At 60.9% G+C, this 1,546-nt stretch carries 2 protein-coding genes; one reads left to right on the top strand and one right to left on the bottom strand.

Annotated features, from left to right (window positions below):
• A partial coding sequence (locus RMO25_RS08865; protein WP_309662244.1) for a glycosyltransferase occupies window positions 1-389 on the bottom strand: 389 nt, incomplete at its 3' end.
• Between the two features lie 261 nt (window positions 390-650).
• Between RMO25_RS08865 and RMO25_RS08870 the strand changes: the two genes are divergently transcribed.
• A partial coding sequence (locus RMO25_RS08870; RefSeq protein ID WP_309662245.1) for a rhamnan synthesis F family protein occupies window positions 651-1,546 on the top strand: 896 nt, incomplete at its 3' end.

The following is a 1,546-nucleotide window of genomic DNA, read 5'->3' on the forward strand; positions in this document are numbered from 1 at the left end:
CCCTCCAGCGAATCCAGGAAATCGCCGATCTTGCCCCAGTCGTACGACCCGTCGGCGTCGGCCATGATCAGATATTTGCCGCGAGCTGACGCGGCGGCGGCGGAGATCGCGGCGCCGTAACCGCGCACCGGCTGATGGACGACGCGGGCGCCGAGCGCCTCGGCCAGCGCGACCGAGCCGTCGGTCGAGCCATTGTCACCGACTACCACTTCACCCTTGACCCCGCGCCGAGCGAAGGCATCGAACGCCTGTTCAATGCACAGGCCCAGCGTGCGCTCTTCGTTGAGACAGGGAATGATGGCCGAGACGACCGGCTCGCCCGCGTTAGCCGGGGCGCCCGCTGCGCGATCAACTCGCGCATTTACCGATTGTGACCTGCCCGCCATCATGCCCCCGATTGCGCGTGCAGCCGCTAAAACCAGAGTGGGGCCGCATGCGGTAGCACAGGTTTGCTGCCCGTCAGGGTGAATAGCAAGAGCCATCCCAACAGCTTATCCGCCCCGTACCGCTTCGGGACGGCGGCCGTTTGACCGCGATGTCCGCCTTTTCAGGCCGTACGGAATGCAAGATTTCCAAGTTCTTAGTGGACTAGAACAAATTGCATTGGCGAAGCCCTAATGTAACTTGAACCGGATTGAATAAGGCGAGCAATGCATATCGCAGCATTCCTACCTGGCTGGGCGCGGCGGCCGATCGCCAGAATGATCGAGTTTGTCACGCCGAGCAACGACACCGTTCGAACTCGGTGGCTGCGGCGCCCGCAGCTGTCGGCTGGCGCGGAAGTCTGCCTGTTCGTCACTTATGCCCCGGGGAACATCGTCCCCGAGCACAGCCTATTCCACGCTCGTGCGTGGGCCAACGCCGGCTTTCGCGTAATCCTCATAGTAACGTCTAACGCCTTCACCGATCCAATGGACGCGGCCGCTACGGCCTTCGCGACTGGCGTGCTGATCCGCGAGAATCGCGGCTATGATTTCGGAGCCTGGGCATCAGCGCTCAACCAATTGCCGGAGATTCGCGCCGCGTCGCTGGTCGCTCTCGTTAACGACAGCGTCTTCGGACCGCTCGATACGTTCGGCAACATGTTGGACCTCGTGCGCGCAATCGACGCGGACGTGATTGGCGCCACGGAGAGCTTAGAGTTCGGTCGCCACTTCCAAAGCTTCCTGCTGTTCTTCAAACCAGCAGCGCTAAACAGCGAGGCATTCTGGAATTTTTGGCGCAACGTTCGCGCTGGCGGGCGGATCGTTGCCGTCTACAGGTACGAACTTGGGCTGCTCAAGACGCTTGAGCAAGGCGGCTTGAAGTGCGTGTCGCTTTTCCCGAGTGGGAGTTCAAAGAACCCGACCTTGACACGGTGGCGCCAGCTGATCGGCGAAGGATTTCCTTATGTGAAGGTTGCGCTACTTCGCGACAATCTTTTCAACGCGGATTTGTCCGGATGGCCTAAGCTCTTGCGTGATCGAGGCTATGATCCCGAGCTAGCCCAGCGGCATCTGGGACAACGCACCAAATGGCGATTCTTGCGCCCATTTGAGCGGTTGCG

It is taken from the genome of Sphingomonas sp. (genome assembly GCF_031361285.1).
Taxonomy (GTDB): domain Bacteria; phylum Pseudomonadota; class Alphaproteobacteria; order Sphingomonadales; family Sphingomonadaceae; genus Sphingomicrobium.